The organism is Nostocoides australiense Ben110 (genome assembly GCF_001050535.1).
Lineage (GTDB): Bacteria > Actinomycetota > Actinomycetes > Actinomycetales > Dermatophilaceae > Nostocoides_A > Nostocoides_A australiense.
In genome coordinates, this window is sequence record NZ_HG764815.1 from 4,255,183 (window position 1) to 4,255,616 (window position 434).

1 protein-coding gene is annotated in these 434 nt (G+C 71.2%); it reads right to left on the reverse strand.

Annotated features, from left to right (window positions below):
• Window positions 1-382, reverse strand: a 382-nt coding sequence (locus BN11_RS26415) for an AAA family ATPase (RefSeq protein ID WP_048700451.1), incomplete at its 3' end; no start/stop codon positions are given.
• Window positions 383-434: the final 52 nt, after the last annotated feature.

Sequence of the window (434 nt, forward strand, 5' to 3'; positions counted from 1 at the left end):
CGCCCTTGACGAGCGCGAGGTCCTCGGGCGCGAACAGCACCGATCGGACCTGACCGAGCACCTCGCGCGGCCGCGGGACCGGCGAGCGGTTCAGACGCGCCCGGTTGGCCTTGCCGGGGTTGATCTCCAGCTCGACCAGCGTCTCGCGGCCGTCGCGGACCACCGCGCCGCGCACGATGGCTTGGCTTGCGCCGAAGCGCACCAGCGGTTGGTCGGTGGAGACCCGGTGGGAGGAGAGCGTCGCCAGATAGCCAAGTGCCTCAGCGATATTCGTCTTGCCCTGGCCGTTGAGGCCGACCAGGGTCGTCACGCCCGGCCCGAGGGGGACCTCGGCAGCCGGGTAGCTGCGGAAGTCGATCAGGCTCAGGTGGCGGACGAACACCGGGTCAGCCTAAGGCGCGCCGGCATCTCGCCAGCGGCTGGTCGGAGCAGCA